At 45.4% G+C, this 24,287-nt stretch carries 23 protein-coding genes; 5 read left to right on the forward strand and 18 right to left on the reverse strand.

Going from position 1 to position 24,287, the window contains the following annotated elements; all coding sequences use genetic code 11:
- Positions 1–197: 197 nt before the first annotated feature.
- A complete protein-coding gene (locus J2736_RS32810) occupies positions 198–929 on the forward strand; it encodes an alpha/beta hydrolase (RefSeq protein WP_310502728.1) in 732 nt (243 codons plus the stop codon).
- Here J2736_RS32810 and J2736_RS32815 read toward each other — a convergent pair.
- The 11 genes from J2736_RS32815 to alaS all read right to left on the reverse strand — a co-directional run bounded on the left by J2736_RS32815 (position 921) and on the right by alaS (position 13,806).
- Positions 921–1,742: a lipoate--protein ligase family protein gene (locus J2736_RS32815; protein ID WP_310502729.1), complete on the reverse strand. Its 822-nt coding sequence runs from the start codon at positions 1,740–1,742 to the stop codon at positions 921–923. The genes J2736_RS32810 and J2736_RS32815 overlap by 9 nt on opposite strands.
- Before the next feature lie 78 nt (positions 1,743–1,820).
- Positions 1,821–3,641, reverse strand: a complete 1,821-nt coding sequence (locus J2736_RS32820) for a peptidoglycan D,D-transpeptidase FtsI family protein (RefSeq protein WP_310502730.1) — start codon at positions 3,639–3,641, stop codon at positions 1,821–1,823.
- A 137-nt stretch (positions 3,642–3,778) separates the two neighbouring features.
- A complete protein-coding gene (locus J2736_RS32825) occupies positions 3,779–5,956 on the reverse strand; it encodes a methyl-accepting chemotaxis protein (protein ID WP_310502731.1) in 2,178 nt (725 codons plus the stop codon).
- A 298-nt stretch (positions 5,957–6,254) separates the two neighbouring features.
- Positions 6,255–7,538, reverse strand: a complete 1,284-nt coding sequence (locus J2736_RS32830) for a peptidase U32 family protein (protein ID WP_310502732.1) — start codon at positions 7,536–7,538, stop codon at positions 6,255–6,257.
- A 28-nt stretch (positions 7,539–7,566) separates the two neighbouring features.
- Positions 7,567–8,493: a peptidase U32 family protein gene (locus J2736_RS32835; protein ID WP_310502733.1), complete on the reverse strand. Its 927-nt coding sequence runs from the start codon at positions 8,491–8,493 to the stop codon at positions 7,567–7,569.
- Between the two features lie 44 nt (positions 8,494–8,537).
- Entirely contained in the window at positions 8,538–9,635 is a 1,098-nt protein-coding gene (gene mltG / locus J2736_RS32840; protein WP_310502751.1) for an endolytic transglycosylase MltG, read from the reverse strand.
- A 126-nt stretch (positions 9,636–9,761) separates the two neighbouring features.
- A complete protein-coding gene (locus J2736_RS32845; RefSeq protein ID WP_310502734.1) occupies positions 9,762–10,061 on the reverse strand; it encodes a DUF1292 domain-containing protein in 300 nt (99 codons plus the stop codon).
- Positions 10,058–10,366, reverse strand: coding sequence for a DUF1292 domain-containing protein (locus J2736_RS32850; protein WP_056610485.1), 309 nt, complete (start codon positions 10,364–10,366; stop codon positions 10,058–10,060). The genes J2736_RS32845 and J2736_RS32850 overlap by 4 nt, the downstream gene beginning before the upstream one ends.
- Positions 10,367–10,372: 6 nt before the next feature.
- Positions 10,373–10,789, reverse strand: coding sequence for a Holliday junction resolvase RuvX (gene ruvX / locus J2736_RS32855; RefSeq protein ID WP_068665576.1), 417 nt, complete (start codon positions 10,787–10,789; stop codon positions 10,373–10,375).
- 17 nt (positions 10,790–10,806) lie between these two features.
- The gene (locus J2736_RS32860) at positions 10,807–11,067 is read right to left on the reverse strand and encodes an IreB family regulatory phosphoprotein (RefSeq protein WP_028555746.1); all 261 of its coding nucleotides are present in this window, start codon (positions 11,065–11,067) and stop codon (positions 10,807–10,809) included.
- Positions 11,068–11,178: 111 nt separating this feature from the next.
- Entirely contained in the window at positions 11,179–13,806 is a 2,628-nt protein-coding gene (gene alaS / locus J2736_RS32865; RefSeq protein WP_310502735.1) for an alanine--tRNA ligase, read from the reverse strand.
- 369 nt (positions 13,807–14,175) lie between these two features.
- Between alaS and J2736_RS32870 the strand changes: the two genes are divergently transcribed.
- Positions 14,176–14,442, forward strand: a complete 267-nt coding sequence (locus tag J2736_RS32870) for a DUF3951 domain-containing protein (protein ID WP_310502736.1) — start codon at positions 14,176–14,178, stop codon at positions 14,440–14,442.
- A gap of 275 nt (positions 14,443–14,717) precedes the next feature.
- Here the strand turns inward: J2736_RS32870 and J2736_RS32875 are convergent, their stop codons facing one another.
- From J2736_RS32875 to cymR, 5 genes are all read right to left on the reverse strand, one after another.
- A complete protein-coding gene (locus tag J2736_RS32875; protein WP_310502737.1) occupies positions 14,718–15,788 on the reverse strand; it encodes an AI-2E family transporter in 1,071 nt (356 codons plus the stop codon).
- A gap of 155 nt (positions 15,789–15,943) precedes the next feature.
- Positions 15,944–16,147, reverse strand: a complete 204-nt coding sequence (locus tag J2736_RS32880; protein ID WP_028555750.1) for a hypothetical protein — start codon at positions 16,145–16,147, stop codon at positions 15,944–15,946.
- A 7-nt stretch (positions 16,148–16,154) separates the two neighbouring features.
- Positions 16,155–16,676 (reverse strand): PRC-barrel domain-containing protein, encoded by a 522-nt coding sequence (locus J2736_RS32885; RefSeq protein ID WP_310502738.1) that lies wholly within the window; start codon positions 16,674–16,676, stop codon positions 16,155–16,157.
- Between the two features lie 28 nt (positions 16,677–16,704).
- Complete coding sequence (locus tag J2736_RS32890) at positions 16,705–17,853, reverse strand: cysteine desulfurase family protein (RefSeq protein ID WP_310502739.1); 1,149 nt, start codon at positions 17,851–17,853, stop codon at positions 16,705–16,707.
- An 8-nt stretch (positions 17,854–17,861) separates the two neighbouring features.
- Positions 17,862–18,281, reverse strand: a complete 420-nt coding sequence (gene cymR, locus J2736_RS32895) for a cysteine metabolism transcriptional regulator CymR (RefSeq protein WP_065851863.1) — start codon at positions 18,279–18,281, stop codon at positions 17,862–17,864.
- A 410-nt stretch (positions 18,282–18,691) separates the two neighbouring features.
- On the opposite strand from cymR, the gene mnmA reads away from it, so the two are divergent.
- The 3 genes from mnmA (at position 18,692) to J2736_RS32910 (ending at position 21,314) form a co-directional block, all read left to right on the forward strand.
- Complete coding sequence (mnmA, locus tag J2736_RS32900) at positions 18,692–19,780, forward strand: tRNA 2-thiouridine(34) synthase MnmA (RefSeq protein ID WP_310502740.1); 1,089 nt, start codon at positions 18,692–18,694, stop codon at positions 19,778–19,780.
- Between the two features lie 34 nt (positions 19,781–19,814).
- A complete protein-coding gene (locus tag J2736_RS32905; RefSeq protein ID WP_310502741.1) occupies positions 19,815–20,504 on the forward strand; it encodes an AlkZ-related protein in 690 nt (229 codons plus the stop codon).
- A gap of 462 nt (positions 20,505–20,966) precedes the next feature.
- Complete coding sequence (locus J2736_RS32910) at positions 20,967–21,314, forward strand: DUF3889 domain-containing protein (protein ID WP_310502742.1); 348 nt, start codon at positions 20,967–20,969, stop codon at positions 21,312–21,314.
- On the opposite strand, the gene J2736_RS32915 is transcribed toward J2736_RS32910, so the two are convergent.
- Together J2736_RS32915 and J2736_RS32920 are read right to left on the reverse strand one after the other, a co-directional pair.
- The gene (locus J2736_RS32915) at positions 21,309–22,628 is read right to left on the reverse strand and encodes a replication-associated recombination protein A (RefSeq protein WP_310502743.1); all 1,320 of its coding nucleotides are present in this window, start codon (positions 22,626–22,628) and stop codon (positions 21,309–21,311) included. The genes J2736_RS32910 and J2736_RS32915 overlap by 6 nt on opposite strands.
- 128 nt (positions 22,629–22,756) lie before the next feature.
- On the reverse strand, positions 22,757–24,286 hold the full coding sequence (locus tag J2736_RS32920; RefSeq protein WP_310502744.1) for an MFS transporter: 1,530 nt from the start codon (positions 24,284–24,286) through the stop codon (positions 22,757–22,759).
- Position 24,287 lies beyond the last annotated feature (1 nt).

Consider the following 24,287-nt stretch of genomic DNA (forward strand, 5'->3'; position numbering starts at 1 on the left):
GATTTTGGTGCCTACTATCTGGACTTCTGTTATAGTATTATTATAATCCTGTTTTGGTGAATTGTACACCAGCAACGGCGGGGTATCTCACCTTTTTTCACGATCATGAATAGTACAGTTCGCGAAAATATATAATACAGTTTACAAAGAATTAACAACTGCTATAATACACTTTCCCTAAGATAAGGAGATCCACAATGTCAGATGACTCCCGTTTGTATAAGCGTACTATTGTAAAAGATGAAGTAACCTCGAGCTTGCTCGGAGAAAATCGTCCCCTGCGGATCTATCTTCCTCCTGGCTATAACGAGCTGCTCTCCTATCCCGTCATTTACTGTCAAGATGGTGAACAGTTCTTTAATTTCGGTCGGATTGCTACCACGATGACCCGTTTGATCCTTGATGAGGATTTGGAACCTGCCATTGTCGTAGGTGTCGATGTGAATAATGCGAATCGAACATCCGAATATGCGCCTGAAGGCGAACGTCACGATGCTTATTGTCAATTCTTCGCAGAAGAGCTCCTCCCTTATGTAGAAAGTCGTTATCCCGTCCGAACCGAGCGATCCGAACGCATCCTTGCAGGGGATTCACTTGGAGGAACAGTTTCCTTGCATCTCGCCTTAGATTATCCTAGCCTTTTTTGCCGAGTTATATCCTTGTCGGGCGCATTTTTCGACATTACGCGTGAACGCATCAAGCAAGAGGACGACTTATCTTGGCTTGAGATATATATGCTCATTGGAACTGATGAAACAGATGTGACGACGGAACGAGGTACTTTCGATTTTGTTCGAGAAAACAGACTGACACACACTTTTCTTCAAGACAAAAAAGCCACGCTTCACTATATAGAGAAGCCCGGCAAGCATATATGGGGGTTTTGGCAAGTTGAATTGCCAGAAACACTGCATTATTTCTTAGGATGAGATAGCATAACGATCCTTCATCAGCCCAATCATCGCTTCAATCTGGGATTCGTCGGGATAACCGGCGATATCCTCAGCTTGACTGAGCTGTATACCGCGACTAGTCATTACTTGACGTAACTGCTCGACAAACTGCTCTGCTGTTAATGGCAGGTCTAAACACTCTGTAAGGCTCGACATGCTCTCCTGAACGACAATCGGATAATCTTGTTTGCCAGCTGCTTCTGCAGCCCTCTCATAAAACCCTCGAGCTAAGGCAGCCTTCTGCTCGCCGCGGCCCTCTACGATTATGAAAGCTTGTACAGAAATAGCGAGCTGCTGTCTGCGCTGAGCGATTCCACAGAATTTCCGCCCTCCAATGCTCAAATCAAATTCTCCTGGACAGAAAGAACCGATAATCTCCCCTTGGTCAATACGATCCGTAACAGATGCCATGATCTCTCGAATCAACTCGACCATAAGATCAAAATCTTTGCGATGTTCCATCCCTCCAGCTTCTTTCGGAAGCAGTAACGAAATATTTACGACTCCCGCATCTAGGGGCACCGCAGCTCCACCAGAGTTGCGTACAGCTGTATCAAAACCTTGGCTTCGCAGCCACTCGTCCGCTAGTGCTGCATGGGGCAATCTGCTGTCTCTTAGCCCCATAACGAAGGCGCGTGGGTGCCGCCATATATGTAAGATGGGAGGTGCTCCTTGCCCAATTGCACGGCACAAGAGTTCTTCTAAAGCAAAAGCATATAAGATAGGTTTAGGTTCTTGGTCATTGGAACGATCAAGAATTCGTAAGGATGAAGGCAGTTGGATCGCCATAAGGTTTAAGTCTCCTGAGTTTTAGTATATGTGTCACCAGCGTCGGCAGCCAAATAGGCTTATCCTTCATCATACCTGTTATTTGCTGTTTGACAACCCTTGGCTTGCCAAAATGTCCATGATCCCTTTGAATAACGGAATCGCCTTATTACTTTCCGCGGGGTCTGTATTTTTGATAACAACCGAAACGGCATACTTAGGGTTTTCCACGGGGCCATAGCCGATAAACCATTGGTTCACCTTCTCTTGAGTCCCATTTTGAATTTGGGCAGTCCCTGACTTGCCTGCCAGCTTCCACTTGGCATTTTGCAATCCTTGCCCCGTTCCTTCCGTAACGACCTCCCGCATCCAATTGAGAAGTGTACGACTCGTTGCGGCAGATATTTTACCTTCTTTTGCAACTAATGACTTCACAGGAAATGATTCCATCTCACGCCCCGTTTGATAGCGAATTTCTTGCACAATACGAGGCATAAAGCCCTTCCCGTCATTCAATAATGTCACGACCATATTCGACGCTTGCAGCGGTGTCATTCGGACATCCCGTTGTCCAATAGCGGTTTGCATCAGAACACCTTCATCATTCTCAGGGGTGTGAGCAGCAAATAATTGTCCTGCCTCCTCGGCATCGAATTGTTCCAACACGGCTCTTGTATCGGTTTTCCCTGTCCAACCTACTTCATTCAAAACACCAAGTTTATTCGCATACGCCTCTAATTGTGAAGCCGTAAGTCGCTGCATAACGTTCGCAAATACAATATTACAAGATTGTGCAAAGCCCTCTTCTAAGGTTAAAGGCCCATGCCCCTCTTTTCGCCAGCAAGTGAACCCATACTTCCCAAGCGCCCCTTCACAATCAAATGTTTCTGTTGGCGTAACCACTTTCTCATCCAGTGCTGCCGCTGCCACAATGGTCTTGAAAATAGAACCAGGCGCCGTCGCTTTGAGCGTATAATTACTCCAATTCTTACTAGCAAGATCGACTTGCAAGGGATTATAGTTGGGTCTGCTTGCCATCGCTATGACATTGCCATCTGATGCTTCTTGAACGACCGCAGCACCTTCGCGAATCCCTAGCTTATCCATCAGTGCTTCTATTTGCAGCTGTACACGGCTGTCTAACGTGGTAATTAACTTCACAGGGTAAAAGGAGTTGTCCGGGGCTATCATCCGTGCGTCTAATCCCGCCAGAGGCCTCTTGCCCGCATCTGTGAAGTAGGAGATGGAGGTTTCACCAACACCACGAAGCCAAGTGTCGAATGACTTCTCCAGTCCAGACCCTCCAATTTTCGTTGTCAGCGATACCTTTCCTTTGTTCAGGTCCGCGCCGTAGATTTGCATCACACGATCGGGATTTTGCCCAATAAAGCCTACTAGTTGTCGCGCAGTCATTTCAGCTGGATAGCGATTCTCCATTTCAACAACTTTTACGTTCGCTAACCCCAACCCATCGATCTCTGTTACTTGTTGTGCGCTGAGAGAGAGTGCTTCTCCCCCATCTTGCGTTCCCCACACTTGAGGTTCTTTCAGATTACGCGCAAAAGCAACCCATCTATCTGTACTCGTCTGTAAAATACGAGCTAGCTTACTTACCTCCTGCCCATTCATCGCATAGTCGCTGTTAATAGGAAACGCGACCAATGCTTTCACAATTTTCCCAGTCAAAGGTTGAAGATTCCGGTCCAGAATTTCACCTCGCCCACTTTCTAGAACAAGGGCACGTTGTCGCTGGATTACCGAATTTTTCACCAGATTGATTCCCCGAGATGAGTAGCTTTCTGATGCGACGATTTGTATCCAAAATAACTTTCCTAAAATACCAAGAAATAAGAGTAGAATCAAAAAGAGCATCAAAAACATACGCCTTTTTTCCATCGCAGATAATTGATTATCCTTCATAGCATGAACCCCTTTTAACTTCCAAAATAGCCGTCACTCCTTCCAGTATCGGCATTCTGGCATCACAACAAACTGCTTCTACGCTATGAAAAGACAAAAAAATCCACCCTCCTAACGGAGAGTGGATGCATTCGTTATTACACTTCGAATTTGGATAATGTATCAGTCAATGATTGCGACAGTTGGTCTAGCTTGTCCGACAATTTCACCAAGCCATCACTAATGCTCAGCTGTTCGGAGCTCAGGGAAGCAACTTCCTCGGAAGTAGCCAGTGATTCCTCGGCAACTGCACTGACGTTTGTCATGGCATCTGACAGAACCACTTGTGATTGTTCTAACGTAGAAATAGAATCACTCACTGTGCTCAACTGAACAATAAAGCCGCCCATATGATTCGTTACTTGTTTGAAAATCGTATCTGCTTCTTTAACAGCCATAATTTGCTCTTGGAAGATTGGGGTTGCTGTCGAAAGAACCTTAACCGTTTCATCGATCTCGCCTTGAATCGTTTCCGTAATTTGTCCAACAACATCGATGGATTGTTTAGACTGATCCGCAAGCTTACGAATTTCATCCGCGACGACCATGAAGCCTTTACCCGCTGAACCCGCACGTGCGGCTTCAATCGTAGCATTCAAAGACAAGATATTCGTTTGTTTCGAAATGTTATTCAAAAGATCCAAAATTTTACGGATCGAACGTGTACTTTCTTTTAAACGATCGACTTTATCCACCATAGAACGAATCATTTCTTCCGTCAGATTCGTCTTGGCAATGAGCTCCGACATATACTTCGTTCCAAGCTCACTGGACGTTTGTACATCAGCTGCCGCAGTTCCCATCTCAAGGTTGGCTTCAATAACTTGCTTCATTTGAATGCCGATATGGTGAGTCAGCTCATTGCCTTTCTCTGACTCTGTTGCCAAGCCGCCTGCGCCATTGGAAATCTCATCTGTTGCTACCGCAATTTCTCTAGCTGCTGTAGCAGTAACCTTTGAGGAATTCGTTAACTCTTGCGCTGTCTCAAATACCGCTTGAGCAGATGTACTTGTTTGTTGTACAAGTGACGTAATCTGCTGCATCATCACATCGAAGCTTGCACCCAGCTGCCCAATCTCATCTTGCGTCTTATAATTGGCGCGAACGGTTAACTTCCCTTTGGCACCTTGCTGCATCAGATTGCGCAGATTAATGAGTGGAGTTCCAATCATTCTAGCAACGATAATACCGATAATAACCGCAGCAATAGCCGCCAACAAGGCGATTAGGAGCGTGTAGTTATAGATTTTCTTCGCATCTTTCACAAGTGCGCTAACTGGAATATCTCCAACCAAGTTCCATCCCGAAATTGCTGATTTGTAGAAAGCTACTAAGTGATCATCCTTCGTAATAAAGGATCCATGCTCTTCTTCAAGTTGCTCTTTCGTGAGTTGTACGGGTGAGTCTTTCGCAATTTCAGCCAAATCTTTAACAGCAATATTCTTATTCGCCGCATTCGTAATGATGACATTACTGTCATCGCCTAACGACATGCCACTTAACTCTTTCGTCAAAATATCCGTACTAAGCTCAATGACCAGTACAGCAGTTGACGAGTTCGTTAACGTGTTGCGCATCAGACGGCTGATCGCAAATGTATTCGTAGAGCTGCTGGAGTAACCTTTGGTTTGGCTATCCAGCCATGTCACTTTACCTGCGTTCTCAACCGTTTGTTTAAACCAATCCGTTGATGCTGAATTGTCAATCGCAGGAGCGCCTCCAGCGCCTGTAATGACGATCAATTTACCATCTGGACGGTACAAATGAAGTGTTTTAATCGATTTGTTAGAGAACGTAACGACGTTTAATTTTTCCGTTAGTTGACGCGTAACATCCAGTGCCTCATAAGAGGATGCTTCTAATTTTGGAACCTTATCCAACAGTTCTTGCAGCTCTTTGTTAAGCATAATTTGCAGTGAGACATCATCAAAAGTTTGATACAGGAAATCTAACTTCTGACCTGCTTGTGTTACCGTTTGTAAACTGGACTCTGCTACCTTGTTCTTAATGACACTTTTGGAGACTGAATAGGAAATCATCCCTACTGTAAGTACGAAAAACAGGATACTTACGAAAAACATCAGAAATAACTTCATCCCAACTGATTTCACTGGATTTTCGAGCTTAATGTTGCTCGGACCTTTGAATGCATATGTACCATTCGGTGATGCTGAGCCACCATTCGTAGTCTCAACAGTTCGACCCCTTCGAACTTGTCCAGTTGCTTGAACTACTTTGTTTACAATAGCGCGGATACCTTGAAGTTTTTTTGTCATTTCGTTCACCACCATTAGTTTCTAATTAACCTTTTATAATTGCGCTCTTCATGAAAAGGTTTACATGCTTTCGTCATAAACTGATTTCGACATGTATTTCCAATATCCTCTATAAAACGATCTAGAAGCACGAGAAAACTTGCATCGCGTCTACTCAGGGGTGAGTGATCGCATATTGAGGCAATTTTACCACCAATATGACAATTATCGACAAAAAACAACAAGAATCTCGTCATGTTAGGCATAAAAAAGGAAGCTTTCTCCAATATAACCTACACTGGAGAAAGCTTCCATGGTACTATTTGCCTGTTTTCTTCCGCATCATATCCCATTTTTTTACAGGATTCTCGGTTTTTAGTTGAATCAATTGCAAAGGGTGTCTTGCAGCTGTTAATTCTTGGCCTGTTTCATCTTGAATAACGCCAACGGATTGCTTGAAATGCGTGCCATCTGGGCCAAAGAACTCAATCTCTTGACCGGGTTTGAAATGATTTCGTTGCTGTATAAGAGCAATTCCGGTTTCTGCGTTATAGTCCATAACCAAACCTACGAAATCGAAGCCGATAACCTTATCTTCCGGTTCAAAAATATGATCCTCATGACCTGGGGCTTCATAAAAGAATCCATCATTTAAAGGGCGATTCGCTGCTTTATGGATTTCATCCTGCCAGAGTGGATTGGGCTCGAAATGCGTTGGATCCTCGAAATAGGCATCAATCGCTTGGCGATAGGCGTTCACGACTGTAGCCACATAATGAATACTCTTCATTCTACCTTCGATTTTGAAACTGTCTACGCCCGATTCGATCATATCCGCAATGTGGTCAATCATACTCAAATCCTTGGAGCCCATCGTAAATGCATCGTCATCTTCTGCAAACATTGGGAAATCCGTCGCGAGTGGCGCATCCAGCGGCTGATCTTTAGTGAATAAATCATATTTCCAACGGCACGATTGTGAGCAACCGCCGCGGTTCGAATCACGATCTGTAAAGTGATTGGACAAAACACAACGCCCCGAGTAAGAACTGCACATAGCCCCATGAATAAAGGCTTCAATTTCGACTTCGACATGCGCCTTAATTTCATCGATCTCTTGCATGCTAACCTCACGCGCCAGTACGACCCGTTCGATCCCTTGATCTTTCCAGAACTGCACCGTTTGCCAGTTCATGACAGACTGCTGTGTACTCACATGGACTTCTAACTCAGGAGCAACACGTCGGCACGTTTCCATGATGATAGGGTCTGCGGCAATAATCGCCGAGATCCCCACTTCCTGCAGTCCACGCAAGTACTCATCTAATCCTTCAATATCTTCATTATGTGCGTAGATGTTCGTTGCCACGAATACCTTAGCCCCATATTGCTTAGCAAATTCGACGCCTTCGCGCATTTCCTCTTTGGAGAAATTATCCGCATTGGAGCGTAAACCATATTTCTGTCCACCAATATATACCGCATCTGCGCCATAATGGATCGCAAATTTCAGTTTCTCTAAATTACCTGCTGGAGCTAACAGCTCCGGCTTATCAAGTCTTACACGCTTACCCCTGGCTCGTGCTTCTACGGCTGTCGTCATCTGGGAGAGCACCTTCTTTCTTTTTCAATCAATATACCTGTTCTTTATAGAAAAATCCGAAACTCAACTCACGCTCTGGATCCTGCAGCGCTACAATCGCATCCAGCCATTCTTGCTGAAATTCGTAGCCTTCAGGATTCGCAAGATACGCATCAATCGCGGCGCGATAGCTTCTCACGACCGTTTCATTGTATTGGGAGGATTTGAGCAATCCTTCAATTTTCAAGCTATCAATATTCCCATCGATGAACTCAGGCAAATTTTCTAACATACAATAATCTTCCGAGCTCATAATGTGTGTACCATTGCGATCCTCATAGACGGGATAACGTTGGTCGCGGCGTTCATGCTCAATAAGGAATAGCCCCCGCTCCTTCGAGCGATTTTCTTCGGCTTGTTTCCCCTGATGGGCCATATAATTTTTGACAAGTTCACGCTTGGAATGATAAATATTCGTAATCCCATGAACTTGTACTTCAACAGCAATCTCAGCCTTCTCTTTAAAAGCTAGTACTTGCTCCATATTCAGCTCTCTTGCTAATACGACGCGTACTGCGCCTTGTTTCCCCCAATAATTCGCAGTGGCATAATTCGTAGAGGTCATCTCGGCATTCCAGTGCAGAGGCAATGGTGCAGCCAGCTGACGTACCGTCATGACTACCGCTGGGTCGCCGAAAATGATGGCGTCTACGCCATGTGACTGAAGGGCAGTTAAGTAATCTTGTAATCCTTCAAGCGTTTGATTATCTAAAATATTGTTAACCGCCACATAGACTTTCGCATTCCGTTCGTGTGCGTAAGCAACGGCTTCTCCAATTTCGTTCAGCTTCACTTCGCCAGGCAACCGAAGCCCGTAGCGGTCTTCTCCTATAATAACAGCATCTGCACCTGCAAGGATCATTTGTTTCAACTCAGCAATTGAACCGCAGCTGATGACTAATTCTGGTCTTTTCACGTCATGCTCACCTACCTTCTGTCAACTTAATTCGCACGTCTTGCTTAATTTGCAGTCTTCTTACTATTGGCAATATTCTTCTTGTGCTCCTCATAGGTTTCCGCAAACAAATGCCCCATGGTTCCATCCTTCTTCGTTACATAAAAAACATATTTCGTTTCTTCTGGATAAATCGCTGCTTTAATAGAGGCTAGACTAGGACTTGCAATGGGACCAGGAGGCAAGCCTGTATTCAAATACGTATTGTATGGACTTTGAATTTGCAAATCTTTTTCAAGTAAACGTTCCTTCGACTTATCGAATAAATATTGGACTGTCGCATCGATTTGAAGCGGCATGTTCATTTTCATTCTGTTCACGATGACACCTGATACTAGTGCACGTTCCGTATCGACAACAACCTCGCGTTCGATTAAGGAAGCAATCGTCAGCATTTGATGTATGGACAGATTACGAGCCTTTAGCTTGTCCTTCCAATCAGAAGGAAGCGTCGCAAGCATCTTGTCTAATTGTTCTAAAGAACGCTCGACGAATTCCTTTTCCGTAGAGCCTTTCTTGAATTCATAGGTTTCAGGGAAGATATAGCCTTCTAACCGATGTCTTAAATTCTTACTGTCGGGAATCGACGCTGTCGTATCCACTTTGAATTGGGATGGATCATCAACGACTTGCAGAAACGTCTCTTTCTTCCAAGTACTCTGCTCACTCATTTTGGCCGCAATTTGGTCGATGGTATACCCTTCTGGAATTGTGATTCGAATCATTTCTTCCTTCACAACTTCACCTTTGTTGAGCTTATCAATCATATCTTCAAATGTCATGCCAGGCTTCATCGCGTACTCACCAGCCTGAAATTTGGATCCCTGCTTTTTGTACTTTAAATAGTACGTGAAAATGGAAGAATTCTTAATGAGACCTTTGCTTTCTAATTCATTGGCAATCTGTATGGAGCTGGAGCCCTGTGGGATCGAAACCCGGACTTCCTGGTCGGATGCTTCAACTGGCTGCAATGCACTCGCGATAAACAATCCTACGCCCGCTGCCGTGCCCAGAGCTAGCAGCACAACGATACTGATGATAAGCAATACCAACTTTAGTTTACTGCGCTTAGGCTTGACTGATTCTTCTCGTTCATCATCCATATTCACAACGCTTTGATTCCTCCTAAGAATGTCGCTCGTTAAGTCTTTGGCTGTAGGTTACCTTACTCGTATTAACCATATGCACAACAAAACCGAGCGGATAATCTCCGCTCGGTTATCTTCTTCTTACAAGTCGTCTTGCTCAGGAAAAACCATCTCGTCGTATAGCTCCGAAACCGTTTCCCACTCATCGTCATCGTCAATGGTCACTAGTTCGTATTCTCCGTCATCGTTCGAGATAACACGAAAAAGAGCAACTTCCTCATCCTTTTTCAGTGCATCGGACTGCATAACGGCATACGTTTGGTTCTCATAAACGAATTCTTTTAGAAGATGATACACCGTCGACTCACTTTGGTCGTCAGACAACAGAATATCATCCCCGTAAGTTTTGCGCAATACATCAGAAGGTGTTGTCAAACTCATGCTTCTTCTTCCTCATCGAACTCCGCCATTAAGGTGTTGAACGTTTCTTCAACAATGTTCCACTCTTCTTCATCATCGATGGTGAAAAGCTTCAAGTCCTCGCCGTCGTCGTCTTCTTCATAACGGAAGGCATACACTTCATCGGATTCTTCATCTCCGCCATCCGTAGGCACAACCATCATATATTTCTTATCTGAACCGTCCACTTCGAATTTCATGATAACCTCGAACTCTTCTTCGTTGCCTTCATCGTCCGGGATGTAAATGATTTCTGGTTCTTCTTCACGCAATTCTTCTTTGGACATGTTCATTCACCTCTTCATATTGGCATCCATATACCCTTGTAGAATAAGCTGTGCTGCCATTTTATCAATGACTAACTTCCGTTTCTTCCGACTTACATCTGCTTCTAGAAGCGTCCGTGTAGCGGCTACCGTAGTTAAACGCTCATCCCATAGGTGTACAGGTACACTAATCTTTTGTTTTAATTCTTCTGAAAAAGCAATTGCAATCTCGCCGCGGGGCCCAATCGTATTGTTCATATTCTTCGGCAACCCGACAACAACCTGCGATACGCCATATTCATTCACAATCTGTATAAGCCGTTCAATGTCTTCTCCCGGCTTATTACGGCGAATGACTTCAAGTCCTTGAGCCGTCCACCCGAGCTCATCGCTTAATGCGACACCGATGGTTTTATCCCCATAATCCAAACCCATCCATCTCATGCTGGTTCTCTTTTCTTCTATTTGTGTTGGCCCAGATAAGCACGAACTAATTCTTCAATCAGTTCATCCCGTTCCCGTTTACGAATGAGGCTTCTGGCATTATTATGACGCGGAATGTAGGCAGGATCCCCGGAAAGCAAGTAACCAACAATCTGGTTAATCGGATTATACCCTTTTTCCTGAAGAGCATCATACACCGCCAGCAACACATCCTTCGGCGAAGTTTCGATCTCTTCCGCCTTCACATTGAACTTCATTGTTTTGTCCATGGAACTCATCAGGAGCACCCCACTTCCTTGTGACCTTGTAAAATATTTGGTAAAAAACTTGCGTTATACATGTGATATATTCTCTATGGTTTTAAAAATTCCTGTCCATTAGAAAAATAATTATACAAATTGGGAAAGGAGCCCCTCAACACTAGCTAAAGCAGCCTGCAATTTCGATGCATCCTTACCACCAGCTTGTGCCATATCCGGACGACCGCCACCGCTTCCGCCGACTGCCTGTGCAACCTCTTTAATAATTTTACCCGCATGGAAGCCTTTAGAAACGAGATCCGGTGTAACCGCAGCTACCAGATTCACTTTATCTTCTGTCGCAGCACCAAGAATGATGACTGCCGACCCCAGCTTCCCTTTCATCTCATCAACGATGTTACGAAGAGAATCCATATCCGCAGCATTGACTTGTGCAGCTAGAACGGCAACACCAGCAACTTGCTTCACTTGATCCGTCAATGAACCAGCCTCAATACGACCAAGCTTACCACGAAGTGACTCATTCTCACGTGCCAGTTCTTTCATCTGTTGCAATGTCGCATCTACACGTTTGGGAACATCCGTGATGTTCGATTTCAGTAAGCCCGCTGCTTCTTTTAACAATTGCAGTTGACCATCCAAATACTCATACGCGCTGCGTCCAGAAACAGCTTCAATCCGACGTACGCCGGAGCCAATCCCCGACTCACTTACAATTTTGAACAAACCGATTTGGCCTGTATTTTGAACGTGGCAACCACCGCAAAGCTCTAACGAATAGTCTCCTACTTGTACAACGCGAACGATATCGCCGTATTTCTCACCGAACAGCGCCATTGCACCCATTGCTTTCGCATCTGCGATCGCTTTGAGGGAAATATCGACATTCGTGCTATTCCAAATTTGTTGATTCACACGGTGTTCCACGTCTTGCAGCTCTTCACTCGTGATGGAGCCGAAATGGGAGAAGTCAAAACGCAAGCGATCTGGCTCAACAAGGGAACCCGCCTGATTGACATGCGTCCCTAACACTTCCTTAAGTGCTTTGTGCAGCAAGTGCGTTGCCGTATGATTCTTAATAATGTCTGTACGTGGTGCAGAAGCAACTGTAGCGACTACAGCTTCACCTTGACGCAATACACCGGACTCCACGATGACTTTGTGTACATGCTGACCATGAGGAGCTTTCATCACATCAACAACCTGCAAAGTTACCTGATCGTTGCGAATTGTACCATGGTCGCTAACTTGACCACCGCTCTCTGCATAGAAAGGCGTACGGTCTAGAACGACTTGGCATGTTTCACCAACACCAACAAGCTCCACGAGCTCATTCTCATGCACAATAGCTACGATATTAGCAGTAACTACCAATTCATTATATCCAACAAATTCGCTTTTAATCGTTAATTCCGACAGCGGCCCGCCTTGAACCTTCATACCGCCTTCTTTATTGCTTGCTGCACGTGCGCGATCACGTTGCTCTTGCATGGAAGCATCAAAACCAGCACGATCCACAGTCAGCCCTTTCTCAGACGCGAAATCCTCCGTCAAATCAAATGGGAAGCCATACGTATCATAAAGCTTGAATGCGTCCGGTCCGCTGATTTGATTCGTGCCAGCTTGCTGGGTTTTCTGTACCATTTCGGCAAGAATGATCAAGCCATCGCTCAGCGTCTCGTGGAAACGCTCTTCTTCGGTACGAATAACCTTCTCAATGAACTCGCGCTTATCGACAACCTCAGGATAATAGACTCCCATGATGTCCCCAACCGTTGGTACTAGCTTGAACAAGAATGGTTTATCCAACCCAAGCACTTTCCCATAGCGTACTGCGCGACGAAGCAAACGGCGAATGATATAACCGCGACCTTCATTGGAAGGAAGTACACCATCACCTACTGAAAATGCAACCGTACGAATGTGGTCAGCAATGACTTTTAGCGCAACATCATGCTCTTCATTGACATGGTAAGCAACACCTGTTAACTCACATGTTTTCTCAATAATCGGCAAGAACAAGTCAGTGTCGAAGTTAGAATCCACATCTTGTAGAATGGAAGCAAAACGCTCTAAACCTGCACCTGTATCAATATTCTTATTCGGAAGCGGTGTGTAGCTGCCATCTGAATTATGGTTGAACTGCGTGAACACCAAGTTCCACACCTCAAGGAATCGCTCATTCTCGCCGCCTGGCCAGCATTCTGGATCAGACAAATCACCGTATTTATCACCGCGATCGTAGAAAATTTCCGTACAAGGACCACACGGACCTTCCCCAATATCCCAGAAGTTATCTTCTTTCAGCTTGTAGATACGTTCCTCTGGAATGCCAATTTGCTTGTTCCAAATGTCGAAAGCTTCCTCGTCATCTTCATGAACCGTAACCGAGATCCGATTCGGATCAAAACCGATCCATTGCGGATCTGTTAGGAACTCCCATGCCCATGGAATAACTTCCTTTTTGAAATAATCCCCGATGGAGAAGTTCCCCAGCATTTCAAAGAAAGTATGGTGACGACGTGTTTTACCTACGTTTTCAATATCATTCGTACGGATACACTTCTGAGCATTCGTAATCCGCGGATTCTCAGGAATCTCACGCCCGTCTAGATACGGCTTCAACGGAGCAATACCTGCATTAATCCACAAAAGGGACGGATCATTGTGAGGGACTAAAGAGGAGCTAGGTTCAACCTTATGCCCTTTACTTGCGAAAAACTGTAACCATTTCGAACGAATCTCACTTGCTTTCATCGAAGTCAAGCCTCCATATTTAGGATAAGTTTACAAACAAACAAAAAACGCCCCTGCAGCTAACAGGGACGAATCATCGCGGTACCACCCTGGTTATTGTATCCGTACTCCCGTTGCCTTAGAGGCAAGGGCGAATCCAATCTCCTTGTGCGGACTTGTAACGGGTCCAACCGGTGGAGTTCATCCACACTCCGAAACGAGCTTTGGGCCATCCTAACACCGAAAGGTTCTTCCAGCCGACTTCGCAGCGCTATCTGCCAAGTGGAACCTTCTCTCTGATCGATGGGCTATGACTTACTTAGTTTCATCAACGTTTTATTTCACATATAGATAAGGCAAATTATAACTTTATGGATGTTGCCTGTCAATATGACAGTCATCTATATTACAATAGAAACAACGGAGGTGCTTCAAATGGATATATCCACCCTAACACTGCTCGGTCTCATCTTCCCCATTTTCGTATTAATCATTTATATTATGGTGAAGACACTCATCAAAAAACAAATTCCAGACAGTCGTTACAATCCTTTTGACTACATTACTGGGCAATCTCATGTGGAGTTTCAAGAGCAAAAAGAACAAAAAGAGGAAGACGACAGCCAGGGTGAAGATAAAGATAAGCATCTAAAATAAGGACTTGCATCCCATCCCTCACACTGAAAAATTCACCATTGACAATGATTCTCAATAGAAGTATACTAAGTTTATTGATAATGATTTTCATTATCGCACGAAACACTAACAGCTTGCTTATTACTCATTTATTCCGTAGTCCATTTCATGGTTTACGTATGGGCCACAACCTTTTCTAACTCCTCAACCCTCGTGCAAAACCCCTTGGACCATGATCCCGCAAGTCATGGCTCAGGGGGTTTTGTGCGTCTTTTGCCTGTAACGGCAATATCCCGCTAAGTAGTTGGCTTATGTACAAAATGGATGAACACATGCTGGATAATCACTTTCATCACAGCAAAAAACGGAACAGCCAAGATTAAACCAACTACGCCCGCTACTTCCCCCCCAACAAGCAAGGCGAAGATGATAAACAGGGGATGCATGTGCAAGGTTTTGCCAACGACCTGGGGAGAAATCACATTCCCCTCTAGAATCTGCACGGTCAAATTGACCAAGGCTACGAACAGTACCATTTTCAAAGAGACGGTTGAAGCCATAATGATGGCAGGTGCCGCACCAAAGAAAGGCCCCATGTAAGGGATGATATTGAAGATCGCGACCACGCTAGCTAGCAATAACGGATACGGCATGCCAATCAGCCAGTAACCTACATATGCGAGAATGCCAATAATGATGCATACGAGGAGCTGTCCGCGAATATAATTGCCCAGTGCCGTATCTATGTCCATCAGGAGAGAGACGGTTTTTTTACGATGCTTCACTGGCACGATAGCTAGCGCTGTTTTCTCAATAATCTGGAAATCCTTCAAGATGTAGAAAGCGAGGAATGGCACGATAAAAGCAATAAACAGCATATTGATCGTCGTCCCAATCTGATTCATGTAATCGGCGACAGCCATAGAAATCTTTGCTTCCAGCTTACCAATCGAGTGATTAAACCCATTTCGCACACTGTCGGGCAGTAGTTGATTTTGATTAAAACCGTCAACAAGAGACTGTGCGCGCATCGCCATTTGTGGCATATGCTCATTTAATTCCGCAGCCTGCTCGATAAACATCGGGGTCATATTCATGATAATGACCGTCACAGAAGTGATAAACACACTATAAATCAACAGAACAGCAATTGTTCTTGGCACTTTCCGTTTATTCAGTATCGTGACCACTGGATTAAGAATGTACGATATGATGACCGCAATGAAAAACGGCATTACGATGGCTTTGATGAATGTAAAAAGATGAAATAGTATAGGTTTTATCAGTACAAGCAAATATAATCCGACCAGAATGAGTAAGGCATAGACCATACCTACAAACCATTTATTACTCAAAAATCGTTCCATACGACCTCCACCTCTGTCACTAGAAATTCAACGCAGCGTTCATACAGTATGTGTACAACTCACCCAAATTAACCCTTGCTTGCCGCGGAATGACAAAAAAACGTTAGAGCCCAAACGATTTCTCGCTCGAACGCTAACGTTTCCATATGTTATCTTTAGTTCACGTGTTCATGGATATGAGAAACTTCTTCCTCAAAAAACAAATCATCCAGAGAACTTAACGTACCATCTTCTTCAACTTGATAAACGGACATTTTATCTCCGTTTACGCTAAGTTCGATAAAACAACCCCAACAGTAAAATTGGTGGGAACCGATCTTTCCAATATCTTTGGAATTACAGTTTGGACAACGCATCATGCTCACCCTATTCTTCTTTGGATACGAAGAGTTCTTCTACTTCCTGAGCGCAATGTCCAGGCACGATGATCGCATCTTCCCCCATCGTTGCCAATTCTGGCATGGGAAGCCACTTTCGCCCTTCTTTTAAATCAGAAATAAACCCTTCGGACAATTCATAACCTACTATTTGTTTACCCCAATTCTGGTTTAAATAAACATCTTCTACCACGCCTAATTCGTGCCCTCCCACTGTGATGACCGGAAGTCCTTTAATCTTGTCGCTTCCCTCAAGAAAAGCATGGCACTCATTCTTCTGCCCAAATTCGCAAATGACACTTTCGTTCGGTATGGTTATAGCATCTTCTCCGGCTGCGACGATTCCCTCCCATGATATGTATCGTAAGGACGAGAACCACGTCTTCGCTTCGAGCACAATGCCGCTTATGTTCCAAGTTGGGTCGATCAATAAATCCTTTACTTCGCCTACTTGCTTACCCGACTCAACGGTTAACACGGGAAGTCCTATTAATTCATGCGCTCTGCGCAAACACAACGCCTCCTAGAACCGCCCAGTACTACTTATTACGCAACCGATGAATAATGGTTGCAACTTTATGGGCAGCCGTTTCGATTTGTTCTTTAGAATTCCCCATTCCAAAGCTAAATCGCACCGCGGAGTGTGTCACATTTTCTGGAAGTTTCATGGCTTGTAAGACATGAGAGACTTCAAGAGAGCCAGACGTACATGCGGAGCCGCTTGCAGCAGCTACCTCACTTAAATCAAGGTTCATTAAAAGTGTTTCAGTTGAGATACCTGGAAAAGAAATGTTTAGAATATGCGGGACATGCTGTTCCTTGTGCCCGTTAATTGTAAACGCATCACAGCCCAATTGCTGTTCTAGGATAGAAATCATGTGTTCGCGAAGCTCACTTGCCTGTGTGTAGTTGCGTTCTTGGAGCGGAAGAATGGTTTCAACTGCTTTGGCGAAGCCGGCGATGGCGGGGACATTTTCAGTACCTGCACGGCGCTTACGTTCTTGCGAGCCGCCGAATACGTGAGGAAGCAACTTCGTATGCTTGGAGACGTACAGGGCTCCAGCACCTTTGGGGCCATAAATTTTGTGAGCGGACAGACTCATAAGATCGATCGGCAGCTCAGCAAGATTCAAGGGAATCTTTCCTAGTGCTTGCACCGCATCGACATGAAAAGGAATGCCATGCGTTCTAGCGAGCAAGCCAACTTGCTCAATTGGCTGAATCGTACCTACTTCATTATTCACATACATCATAGAGATAAGAGCTGTATCGGGACGAATTGATGCTTCCACATCTTCTAGTTGAATAAGCCCATCTGAACCTACGGGTACGTATGTGACTTCAAATCCAAGACTTTCTAAGTGTTCGCAGGGATGCAGCACGGCATGATGCTCGATCGTAGTTGTCACGATATGTTTCTTGCCGGCTTGTTCCCCCTGCATAACCCCGAAGATCGCCATGTTATTACTTTCGGTTCCACCACTTGTGAAGATCAGCTCACTAGGCATGCAGCCTAGTGATTTTGCCATGCCATCGCGGAAGCGATTCAGCGCTGTTCTTGCTGCACGACCAAAACTATGCGTGCTCGAAGGATTACCATAATTTGCTGTAAAGAAAGGCAACATCGCCTCCCATACATCAGGATGTACCGGCGTTGTAGCAGCGTGATCTAGATAAATGGGTTCCATGAGTCACCTTAAATGTAAAACATGTAATTATCGTTTTTGCCTTTATCCTCAAAAGAGATCAGGTTCGACAATGTTGTGGAGTCCAGCACATCTGCAATGCTATCGCGAATGCGAATCCACAAATCCCGTTTGGCAGGATCATCCTCTTCCGTAAAATCTACAGGGGAGATCGGCCCTTCAAGTACACGAATGACTTCACCAGCAGTTACCTGCTCGGCAGATTTAGAGAGAATATAGCCACCGTAAGCTCCGCGAATACTTTTGACTAAACCCGCATTACGCAATGGAGCTACAAGTTGTTCAAGATAATGTTCCGAAAGCTGATGTCTCTCAGCAATACTCTTTAGTGAAGTTGGTCCTTCACCCACTCGGTTAGCTAGTTCCATCATGATCGTTAGACCATAACGACCTTTTGTGGAAATTTTCAAAATTAACACCTCATTCAACATGATATGCCATCAAGGAGTCTGTATATATTGCTAAAACTTGAGATGCTTCCCAATCTCACTACCCACGTTTTAACAACAGGGTCGTCCCTATCTAGGTAAACAGCGTTTCCATTTTTCGCAAAAACATTCCAAAACATCCGTATATCGTATCTATGTTATCACAAAACCCTAGTATTGTGGGGGAAAAACAATGACATTCTCATGAAATATTTTAATTTTGAGCAATTGGCATGTATAATAGTAGTGTTCAAAATGAACAGCTCCACCAAGTCAATTGAAATAAACGACTACACCGTCCTCCAAGGACGAGAGCGAATATCAAAAATAGAACCAAGTATATGTGAAACATATGCCTGCTACTATTTCAAGATGGAAAAGAGGTTCACGCTATGGAAACAAAAAAACGTGTCATTCTAGGAATGTCTGGAGGTGTCGATTCTTCAGTTGCCGCATTGCTTCTTAAGGAGCAAGGGTATGAAGTTATTGGCATTTTCATGAAAAACTGGGATGATACTGACGAATTTGGTCATTGTACCGCAGAAGAAGACGCAGAGGATGTCAGACGGGTTTGTGACCAACTCGACATCCCTTTCTATACAGTAAATTTCGAGAAGCAGTATTACGACAAAGTTTTTGCCTACTTCTTGGACGAGTACACCAAGGGTCGCACGCCGAACCCAGATGTCATGTGTAATCGTGAAATCAAATTCGGAGAATTGTTGCAAAAAGTTCTCGATCTAGGCGGCGACTACATCGCAACTGGACATTACGCGCAAGTGAAGGAACAAGACGGTGAATTCGTGCTGATGCGTGGAAATGATTCAAATAAGGATCAGACTTACTTCCTTAACGTACTTAACCAAGGGCAACTGGCAAGAGCCATGTTTCCGATCGGTCACCTTCCTAAATCCAAAGTACGTGAAATTGCTGAAGCTGCTGGCTTAGCAACGGCGAAGAAAAAAGATAGTACGGGGATTTGCTTCATCGGCGAACGCGACTTCAAAACCTTCCTCAGCCAGTACCTCCCTGCTCGCCCAGGAAATATGGTTGATATTCGCAATGGTGAAATCAAAGGACGCCATGACGGGTTAATGTATTACACCTTAGGCCAAAGACAAGGCCTTGGGATCGGTGGATCAGGTTCCGGAGAACCTTGGTTCGTCGTAGACAAAAACTTGGAGAAGAATGAATTGCTCGTTGTGCAAGGTGAACAACATCCTGGACTTTACTCCAAGGGGCTGACGGCAACGGATGTGAACTGGATCTCTCCGATAAAACCAGAAGGTGCCTACACCTGTACAGCAAAATTCCGCTATCGCCAAGCCGATCAATGCGTTGTCATCACCTTGCAGCCAGATGGCAGTTGTGAAGTTGTCTTCGACAAGCCGCAAAAGGCTGTTACGCCTGGCCAATCCGTTGTTTTTTACAATGGAGAGATTTGTCTCGGCGGCGGTGTGATTGATAAGGTTCATAAGTGAGCCTAACGAAGTTTAAGTGTGGAGGAGAATGGGTATGAGTATGAACGAGTTAACGCTCAAAGCTGATACGTATGAAGATGCAACGAGGCTTGTTAAGGAAATTGGTATTCTGCCCCTCTCTTCGTTTATCCCTGAGCATCCTTCTCTAGACGCTTTGACACTTCCAGAACAGTGGCATACCGGACTAGAAACAGATCCTTGGCTATGGCGAGACCGCCTTCCGGGGGATGGACTTGCAGCTTATGGACGATTTTTTGCTAAGAAACCTTTGTTGATTTCTTCCGACCTTTTTCCTTTGATCAAAAATTTACTTGAAGATCCCTATTCCGTAGACGAGCGCTACTCCGATGGTGAGCTGTCTAAAGCGGCCGTAGATGTATATCACGCAATTGCTGGCAATGAAGGTATTGATGTAAAAGCTTTGCGAGCTGCGACCGATTTGAAATCTAAGGAATCGAAGGCCGAGTTCGACCGCGCTCTGATCGACTTGCAGAGTAAAGCGGATATCGTAATTGCGGGAATTAGTGAGCGTTTGAATGCCAATGGTACAAAAAACGGCTGGAACGGCACCTGTTATATGACCGCTTCACACTGGATGGAACTGCATCGGATTGAGAAGAACACATTGCCAACTCCCGAAGCTAAAGCTCAGTTGCGAACGCTGCTGAAGGACAAGTATAGCGAAGCTGCAGGGAAGTATTTAACGAAGATTTTTAAATTGTAATGGGGGAGGAGCACTTCGGTGCTCCTTTTTATGTTGGCTCGGGGGGAGCCAACTCGTCTAAGAGGCGAAATATGACTGCTGAGACGTCGATTATTGCTCGCTCGGGAGAGCAAACTCGGCTTAAGGGGCGAAATGACTGCTTGAGAGGTCGATATTTGCTGGCTCAGTTGCTCATCAGCACCATTCTCACTTTGAGACGTCAATAATTGCCGGCTCAGCGGAGCCAACTCGTATAAAAGGCAAAATGACTGCTTGAGAGGTCGATATTTGCTGGCTCAGTTGCTCATCAGCACCATTCTCACTCTGAGACGTCAATAATTGCCGGCTCAGCGGAGCCAACTCGTTAAAAGGGCGAAATGCTGTTATTTACCGATCACAGTGACGCATGCATCCCCTCGCTGTCGCACACGCTACTAACGAAAGGTGTGAGCGATCCTGAGCAAAATCATAGCTATTTTACTCATGTTTGGCTTGAACTGGGTTGGGTTTTCTCCTGCACTTGCACGAGACACCATCCAACATGACAAAAGCGACAATAACGTATTGGCGCCAATACAAGACCCCTCTTATGCCAAGTGGAGCCGACTCGCTTTTCACGAAGCCGGTAAGGTGTATACATTGTTGGATTACAAATACATTGGAAAGTCCAACGTGGCACCAGGTGTCGTACAACAGCAATTCCGTTTCTGGGTCAAAAAGAATGGCGCTGAATTTCCACTCATCGTCTCCATCCGTTATGATCCCGTGACAGAAAAGGTATTCACTATTCTTATGGAGCAAGAAAATAGAGGGACTCTACAGATTCTATGAATCTGTAGGTGTCCCTCTTCTTTTGTGCTGATTGAGCTTCATCTTCTCTTCTGTGCCTTGATTAGTTGCCGCAAAGATCACTTCATGCTGAATCTCATCCGGCAAGTATTGCTGACGCACATAATGACCTGGGTAATTATGTGGATACATATAGCCTTTATGACCGAGCTTCTCTGCCCCTTTGTAGTGGGTATCACGGAGATGCAGCGGAACTTCCGCTGATTTCACCCGCTCCATCAGCTCCTGTGCACGCATAATCGCGAGCGGGATCGAGTTGGACTTCGGACTCTCCACAGCGAATAAAATTGCCTGGGAAATGATGTACTTCGATTCTGGCCAGCCAATCTTATGGTAGGCGTCCATCGCCGTAACCGACTGGATCATCGCCTGCGGATTGGCGAGCCCGATATCTTCGCTGCATGCGACGATCAGACGCCGCAGGAAGGTCATAGGATCCATGCCGAGCTTCTCGACGGCATAGAGGAACCAGAACAGCGCGGCGTCGCTAGAGCCGCGCACGCTCTTGTGAAAGGCGGACAAGACGTCATACTGCGTCGACTCGTCCGCTTTCACGATGGGGCGGCGGATCGACTCTTCCGCCACCTCGCGCGTGATATGAACCGTGCCGTCCGGTTCAGGTGAAGTCGTCAGCGCTGCGAGCTCCAGCGCGTTCAGGGATCGGCGGATGTCGCCATTGGCCATCTGCCCGATGTGTTGCAGCGCCTCCTCGTCCACGTGGAGGCGCATGAAGCCGAGCCCCTTGACGGGATCGGCGATGGCTCTGCGCATGGCGATGAGCGCATGCTCCGCCGTGAGGGGCTCGAGCTGAAACAGCGTCGAGCGCGACAAGAGGGCCCCGTTCACATGGTGAAAGGGGTTCTCAGTGGTCGCCCCGATGAAGATGAGGATACCCTGCTCTACCGCAGGAAGCAGCGCATCCTGCCGCGAGGTGTTGAAGCGATGAACTTCGTCTAGGAATAACGTCGTTTTACGCCCGTACATCGCTTTCGTGCTTTTGGCTAGCTCGATAATTTCACGAACGTCCTTCACGGAAGCATCAACCGCGTTGAGCTTCATAAATTCACCTTGTGTCCGATTAGCAATAATGTTAGCTAACGTCGTCTTCCCTGTTCCCGGAGGTCCATAAAGAAGAATGGAAGTAACTTGGTCAGCCTCAATTGCTCGTCGAAGCAGCTTGCCTTTGCCAACAATTTGTTCTTGGCCGATATATTCATCTAGTGTCGTTGGCCGCATTCGATCAGCGAGCAGCTTGCCCACAGGATTTTGGGATGACGCATATGTAAACAAATCCATGATTAGTTTCCTTTACTTGGAGCTAAAAGTTGGTCTGTCCATTATACCTTGCCTGAATAGGCATGTCATGTCTAATCAAATAAAAAAACTCCTCCAATGCGCTTGAGTTCCGCATGGAGGAGGGATATTTAGTGAGAAATAACTGGCTCCTGCTGAGCATCTTGACGAGGTGCAGGGGCTGCGAACCGCAAAGAACCCGCAATAAAGGCAGCACCTAACCCTACAACACCAAAGGCTATTGCTAAAATAAAGCCATGATTGATCGCTGTTCCTAGCGAGTCGCGCAAAAAGTTCATTGTATCAGGTGGCAGCGCTGAACCTGCACGTATCAACTGCTCGGGGTTCCCCAACGTAGCAAGTTTATCTAGCGGCATTTGATGAGCGGCTGCACCATCTTGGATAAGGCTGTTATAGTTATTGTTTACGATGGTCGCCATAATCGACGCCCCTAGAACCCCGCCAATATTTCGCCAAAACCCAACGATCGATGAGCTGACACCGATATATTTGCGGTCTACACTTTGCGCAACAGCATTTTGAGCCACACTCATTAAGGGTCCGATCGCACCAACGCCTAAAATGACCATAAGCACAATCATATAGAACTTGCTTGCATCATGACTTACTACGCTGAGCAGGTAACTTACAACAATCCCCGCTGTCATACTGAACGCGAAAACAGTACGAAAGCTGAAGTAACGTTGCAGGAACCCAAAGCCAACAGCACCAATCATTAAGGAGAACATCATAGGAGTCAGCAAACTATTCGAATTCGCATTCCCCAGAACAGCTGTTGAGAAAATTGGCAAATACGCAATGGCCGAGAACATAATCGCACCTTGACATAGACAAGCTAAGACCGTGGCTAGAACCATTCGATTTTTGAATAGGGGCAATGGAAGGATAGGTTCATGCGCTCGGCGCTCTACCCCAATAAATAAGAAACCAACAACAACTGCAACAGTAAACAGGCTAATAATTTGCCATGAGCCCCAGGCGTAATCCTTACCACCGAACTCAAGGGCCAACATAAATGAGACCGTTGTTACAATGAGAAACAGCGTGCCTAGATAGTCAATTTTCGGACGACGATCCGAGCGAGATTCTTTTAGAGCAAAGAACAAGACAAGGAACGATAGTACACCAAGGGGCAAATTCACGTAGAAACACCAGCGCCAGCCCCATGATTCAGCCAAGAGCGTACCGATTTGCGGGCCAGCAACTGACGATAATCCAAATATCCCTGCAAAAACGCCTGACAGCTTCGCCGCCTGCTTGGGATCGGCAAATATCGTGTAAATGATCGTAAACGAAATCGGGAAGATCGCACCAGAACCGATACCCTGAATGGCACGGAAAACAATAAGCTGTGTCATATCTTGTGCCATACCGCATAATGCCGACCCGATTAGGAAGATCGAAATGCCAATCATATAAAACAATTTTCTACCGAACATATCCGATAGCTTTCCAAATACAAGCATTGTGCTTGTGGAGGCAAGCATATAGGCGGTGAACACCCAACTTATTTTATCAAATCCATTTATGTCGCTAATGATGTGCGAAATTGCCGCTGATGTCACAGTGTTGTCCAATGCGGACATGAGAAGTCCGAGTGCCATCGCCAAAATAATCAATCCTGTTTTCTTATTCACCATT

This window comes from Paenibacillus qinlingensis, assembly GCF_031455095.1.
In the GTDB taxonomy this organism is placed as follows: domain Bacteria; phylum Bacillota; class Bacilli; order Paenibacillales; family NBRC-103111; genus Paenibacillus_E; species Paenibacillus_E qinlingensis_A.